The sequence below is a fragment of the Streptomyces sp. NPDC059851 genome (assembly GCF_042732005.1).
In the GTDB taxonomy this organism is placed as follows: domain Bacteria; phylum Actinomycetota; class Actinomycetes; order Streptomycetales; family Streptomycetaceae; genus Streptomyces.
The window spans coordinates 1-6525 of sequence record NZ_JBHWJJ010000236.1; the positions used below are offsets into that span (position 1 = coordinate 1).

The window sequence follows — 6525 nt, forward strand, 5'->3', positions numbered from 1 at the left end:
GGGGCACGTTGACCGCCGCCATCGTGGCCGCCGCCGAAGCGGCGACCGCCCTGAACGGGGTCCTCTCCCTCCTCGCCCTCGGCGACGGCACCGAAGCAGGCGGCGCGCGGCGCGCTCACCCCGGGCTGCTGGCCACCGCCGCGCTCGTGCAGGCCCTCGGCGACGCCGACGTGGCCGCCCCGCTGTGGTGCGTCACCCGCGGCGCCGTCGCCGTGGCCCGCTCCGAGCGGATCCAGGACCCGACGCAGGCCCTCCTGTGGGGCTTCGGGCGGACCGTAGCGCTGGAGCACCCGGACCGCTGGGGCGGGCTGCTCGACCTGCCCCCGCAGGCCGACGACCGCACCCTCGAACGGCTCGTCGGGGTCCTGGCCGGCGACGGCGCCGAGGACCAGGTGGCCGTACGGCCCTCCGGGCTCCACGGCAGGCGGCTCGCCCACGCCCCGCTCGCCGACGCACCGGCCGTCCCCGCCTGGAAGCCGCGCGGGACGACCCTCGTGACCGGAGGCACGGGCGCGCTCGGCGCGCACGTGGCCCGCTGGCTCGCCGGGAACGGCGCCGAGCACCTGATCCTGACCAGCCGCCGCGGCCCCGACGCCCCCGGCGCGGGCACCCTGCGCGAGGAACTCACCGCGCTCGGCGCCGAGGTGACGATCACCGCCTGCGACATGGCCGACCGGGACGCCGTCGCCGCGCTCCTCGCGGCCGTCCCCGCCGACCGGCCGCTGACCGCCGTGTTCCACACGGCCGGCGTCCTGGACGACGGAGTCATCGACGGGCTCACCCCGGAGCGGTTCGCGACCGTACTCGCCCCCAAGGCGGACGCGGCGCACACCCTGCACGAGCTCACCCGCGACCTCGACCTGTCGGCGTTCGTCCTGTTCTCCGGCGTCGCCGGCACCCTCGGCGACGCCGGCCAGGCCAATTACGCCGCCGCCAACTCCTACCTCGACGCCCTCGCCGAGCAGCGGCACGCCGACGGCCTGCCCGCCACCTCCGTGGCCTGGGGCCGCTGGGGCGAGAGCGGCCTCGCCGCGGGCGGCGCCATCGGCGAACGCCTCGACCGCGGCGGCGTCCCCGCCATGGCCCCGGCCGCGGCGATCCGCGCCCTCCAGCAGGCCCTCGATCACGCCGAACCGGCCGTCGCCGTCGCCGACATCCGGTGGGAGCAGTTCACCCCCGGCTACACCGCCGTACGGCCCAGCCCGTTCCTCGGTGACCTCCCCGAGGTGCGCAGGCTCGCGCAGGCCGCCGACGGTGCCGGGCCCGGCACCGACGCGCAGGGCGCCCCGGGGGAGGCGCTGCGGCGGAGGCTGTCGGTGATGCCGCAGGCCGAACAGGGCCTGGCCGTCCTGGAGCTCGTCCGCTCGCACGCGGCGACCGCGCTCGGACACCCCACCACCGACGAGGTGGGCGCGGGCCGCGCGTTCAAGGAGCTCGGCTTCGACTCCTTGATCGCGCTGGAGCTCCGAAACCGGCTGAACGCCGCCACCGGGCTGAAGCTTCCGGCGACGCTGGTCTTCGACCACCCGACCCCGGCCGTCCTGGCCGAGTTCCTGCGCGCCGAGATCGTCCAGGACGGCAGCACCGCGGCCGCGCCCGGCATCGCGGAGCTGGAGAAGCTCGAATCCGCGCTGTCCGTCCTCGACCCCGACGACGGGACGCGCGCCGACATCGCCTCGCGCCTGCAGGCCCTCCTGGCGAAATGGGGTGAACCGCAGGCCCATTCGAGGGACGGGGCCGTGGCCGACAAGCTCCAGGAAGCCACGCCCGACGAGCTCTTCGACTTCATCGAGAACGAGCTCGGGATCTAGCGCAGCGGACAGCAGGCAGTAGCAGTACAAGGGTTTGTGACGAACATGGGTGAGGTTCCAATGGCGGGTCAGGCGTCGGATCAGGACAAGATCCTCGGCTACTTGAAGCGGGTGACGGCCGATCTGCACCAGACGCGGCAGCGCCTTCGCGAGGTCGAGGCACAGGAGCCCGAACCCATCGCGATCGTCGGCATGGCCTGCAGGTTCCCCGGTGGCATCGAGTCGCCGGAGGACCTGTGGGACCTGGTCGCGGGCGGACGGGACGCCATCACCGACTTCCCCACCGACCGCGGCTGGGACATCGAGTCCCTGTACGACGCCGACCCCGGGCGGAGCGGCACCTCGTACACCCGCGAGGGCGGGTTCCTGCACCGGGTCGGCGAGTTCGACGCCGCCTTCTTCGGGATCAGCCCGCGCGAGACGCTCGGCATGGACCCGCAGCAGCGCCTGCTGCTCGAAACCTCCTGGGAGACCTTCGAACGCGCCGGCATCGACCCGGGCACCCTGCGCGGCAGCAAGGCCGGCGTGTTCATCGGCACCAACGGCCAGGACTACCCCGACCTGCTGCGCGACGGGGTTCCCGAGGGCGTCGAGCAGTACCTCCTCACCGGGAACGCCGCCAGCGTCGTCTCCGGCCGGCTCTCCTACACCTTCGGGCTGGAGGGCCCGGCCGTCACCGTCGACACCGCCTGCTCGGCGTCCCTCGTCGCCCTGCACCTCGCCGTGCAGGCCCTGCGCAACGGCGAATGCTCCATGGCCCTGGCGGGCGGCGTCACCGTCATGTCCAGCCCGCGCGCCTTCGTGCAGTTCAGCCGGCAGCGCGGACTCGCCCCCGACGGCCGGTGCAAGCCGTTCGCCGAGGGCGCCGACGGCACCGGCTGGGGCGAGGGCGTCGGCATGCTGCTCGTGGAGCGGCTCTCCGACGCCCGCCGCAACGGGCACCCGGTGCTCGCCGTGGTCCGCGGCAGCGCCATCAACCAGGACGGCGCCTCCAACGGCCTGACCGCCCCCAACGGGCCCTCCCAGCAGCGCGTCATCCGGCAGGCCCTCACCAACGCCGGGCTCACCCCGGCGCAGGTCGACGCCGTCGAGGCACACGGCACCGGTACCACGCTGGGCGACCCCATCGAGGCCCAGGCCATCCTCGCCACCTACGGCCAGAACCGCGCCGAGGGCCGGCCGCTGTGGCTCGGCTCCGTCAAGTCCAACATCGGGCACACCCAGGCCGCCGCCGGTGTCGCGGGCATCATCAAGATGGTCCTCGCGATGCGACACGGCGTCCTACCCGAGTCCCTCCACATCGACCGGCCGTCCACCGCCGTCGATTGGACCACCGGCGACGTCGAACTCCTCACCCGGGCCGTGCCCTGGCCCGAGACCGGCCAGCCCCGCCGCGCCGGCATCTCCTCCTTCGGCGTCAGCGGCACCAACGCCCACACCGTCATCGAGCAGGCCCCGCCCGCCGACACCCCCGCGGAACGGGGCGGCACCGGCACCGCGGCCGCCGGTGCGGACGCCGACCTCGCTGCGGTGGAAGGCGCCACCGGGCCGGTGCCGCTGCCGGTCTCCGGCCACGGCGACGAGGGCCTGCGCGCCCAGGCCGGCCGCCTCGCCGCCCACCTCCGCGCCCGCCCCGAACTCGCCGCGGACCCCGCCGGCCTGACCGACCTCGCCTCCTCCCTCGCCATCGGCCGGGCCGCCCTGGACCGCCGCGCCGTCCTCTTCGCCGACGGCCGTCAGCAGCTCCTCGCCGACCTCGACGCGCTCGCCGCCGGCGAGCAGCCCGCCACCGCCGTCGTGGGCGCCGTCGGTGAGGGCAACACCGCCTTCCTGTTCACCGGCCAGGGCAGCCAGCGCCCCGGCATGGCCCGCGACCTGTACGCCACCCACCCGCACTTCGCCCGCGCCCTGGACGCCGTCCGCGACGAACTCGACCGGCACCTCGAACGCCCCCTGTACGAAGTGCTGTTCGCCGCCGACGGCACCCGCGGGGCGGCGCTGCTGGACGAAACCGCCCACACCCAGGCCGCCCTGTTCGCCGTCGAGGTGGCCCTCTACCGGCAGCTCGAACAGTGGGGCGTCACCCCCGACTTCCTCATCGGGCACTCCATCGGCGAACTCGCCGCCGCCCACGTCTCCGGCGTCCTCACCCTCCCCGACGCCGCCGCCCTGGTCGCCGCCCGCGGCCGCCTGATGCAGGCCCTGCCCGCAGGCGGCGCGATGATCGCCGTCGAGGCCGGCGAGGACGAGGTCACCCCGCTCCTCACCGACCGGGTGTCCATCGCCGCCGTCAACGGCCCCCGCTCCGTCGTCGTCTCCGGCGACGAGCACGCGGCCGCCGCGGTCGCCGAGGCCCTGCGCGCCCGCGGCCGCCGCACCAAGCGGCTCACCGTCAGCCACGCCTTCCACTCCCCGCTCATGGACGGCATGCTCGAGGCGTTCCGCGAGGCCGCCGAAGCGGTCTCCTACGCACCGCCCGTCATCCCGATCGTCTCCAACCTCACCGGCGCCTCCGTGACCGCCGAGGAGATCTGCACCGCCGACTACTGGGTCCGGCACGTCCGCGAGGCCGTCCGCTTCCTCGACGGCGTACGCGCCCTGGCCGCGCTCGGGGTCACCACCTTCGTCGAGGTCGGCCCCGGCGGCGTCCTCACCGCCCTCGCCCAGGACTGCCTCGCCGACCGCGCCGACGCCGTGTTCGTACCCGTCCTGCGGGCCGACCGCCCCGAGCCGGCCGCGTTCGCCGCCGCCGTCGCCCGGGCCCACGCCCACGGCGTCGCCGTGGACTGGTCCGCCGTCTTCGCCGGACGCGGCGCCACCCGCGTCGACCTGCCCACGTACGCCTTCCAGCGCCGCCCGTACTGGCCCGAGCAGCCCACCGCCTGGACCGGTGACGTCACCGCCGCCGGCATCGGCTCCGCCGACCACCCGCTGCTCGGCGCCGCCATCGCCCTGGCCGACGGCGACGGCTACCTGTTCACCGGCCGCCTCTCCCTGGCCACCCACCCCTGGCTCGCCGACCACACGGTCATGGACACCGTGCTGCTGCCCGGCACCGCCTTCGTGGAACTCGCCCTCCGGGCCGGCGAGCACACCGGCTGCGAACTCCTCGACGAACTCACCCTCCAGGCCCCCCTCGTCCTGCCCCCGCACGGCGGCATACAGATCCAGCTCGCCGTCGGCGCCCCCGACACCGACGGGCGGCGCCCGCTGACCCTGCACTCCCGGCCCGAGGACGCCGCCGACGACACCTGGGGCGAAGGCGCCTGGACCCGGCACGCCACCGGCTTCCTCGCCCCCGCCGGCACGCAGGCCGGCCGGGGGACCGGCGCCGACCTGGCCACCTGGCCGCCGCAGGGCGCCACCGCCCTCCCCGTCGACGGCCTGTACGAATACCTCACCGGCACCGGCTTCGCCTACGGTCCCGTCTTCCAGGGCCTGACCGGCGCCTGGCAGCGCGCCGACGAGGTCTTCGCCGAGGTCCGCCTGCCCGAGCAGGCCCACGCCGAGGCCGCCCTGTTCGGCCTGCACCCGGCCCTGCTCGATGCCGCCCTGCACGCCGTCGGCATGGGCTCCCTGCTGGAGGACACCGAGCACGGCCGGCTGCCGTTCTCCTGGAGCGGCGTCGCCCTCCACGCCGTCGGCGCCCGCGCCCTCCGCGTCCGCCTCGCCCCCGCCGGGCAGGACACCGTCTCCGTCGACCTCGCCGACGAGACCGGCGCGCCCGTCGCCTCCGTCGACGCCCTGCTGCTCCGTCCCGTCAGCCCCGACCAGGTCCGGGCCGCCCGCACCGCCTTCCACGACTCACTGTTCCGCGTCGACTGGACCCCGCTGCCCCTCCCGGCCGCCACCACCGTCGCCCCCGGCCAGTGGGCCCTGCTCGGCGAGGCCGCCGCCGGCAGCCGCTTCACCGCCGTCCTGCCGACCGCAGCCACGTACCCGGACCTCGACGGCCTCGCCGCGGCCGTTGAGGCGGGCGGCCCGGTCCCGCAGGCCGTCGTCGTCCCCGTGCCCGCCGTCGCCGTCGGCGGCGGCACGCCGGCGAACCCGGTCGACCCCGCGCTGCCCGCCGCCGTCGGCGACGCCCTGCACCACGCCCTGGAGCTGGCCCAAACCTGGCTCGCCGACGCCCGGTTCGCCGGGTCCCGGCTGGTGTTCACCACCCACGGCGCCGTCGCCACCACCGCCGGCTCCGACGTACCGGACCTGGCGCACGCCCCGCTGTGGGGCCTGCTGCGGTCGGCCCAGTCCGAGCACCCCGACCGGTTCGTCCTGCTCGACCTGGACGACCGCGAGGAGTCCCGGCGCGCCCTGCCCGCGGCGCTGGCCACCGGTGAGGCGCAGCTCGCGCTCCGCGAGGGCCGGGCCGTCGTGCCCCGGCTCGCCCGCGTCCCCGCCGTCCCCGCGCCCGAGGGCCGGGAGGCCCGCCCGCTCGACACCGACGGCACCGCCCTGGTCACCGGCGCCACCGGCACCCTCGGTGGGCTGGTCGCCCGCCACCTGGTCACCGCGCACGGCGTCCGACGGCTGCTCCTGACCAGCCGTCGCGGCGAGGCGGCCGCCGGCGCCCCCGAGCTCCTCGCGGAGCTGCGCGCGCTGGGCGCCGACGTCACCCTCGCCGCCTGCGACGCGGCCGACCGCGAGGCGCTCGCCGCGTTGCTGGCCACCGTCCCGGCCGAGCACCCGCTGACCGCGGTCGTCCACACCGCGGGCG

At 76.3% G+C, this 6525-nt stretch carries 2 protein-coding genes; both read left to right on the forward strand.

Annotated features, from left to right (window positions below; translation table 11 throughout):
• Positions 1 to 1811: SDR family NAD(P)-dependent oxidoreductase (locus ACFV7Q_RS38025; RefSeq protein WP_385435519.1), on the forward strand; the 1811-nt coding region annotated here is incomplete at its 5' end.
• Between the two features lie 36 nt (positions 1812 to 1847).
• Positions 1848 to 6525, forward strand: a 4678-nt coding sequence (locus ACFV7Q_RS38030; RefSeq protein ID WP_385435520.1) for a beta-ketoacyl synthase N-terminal-like domain-containing protein, incomplete at its 3' end; no start/stop codon positions are given.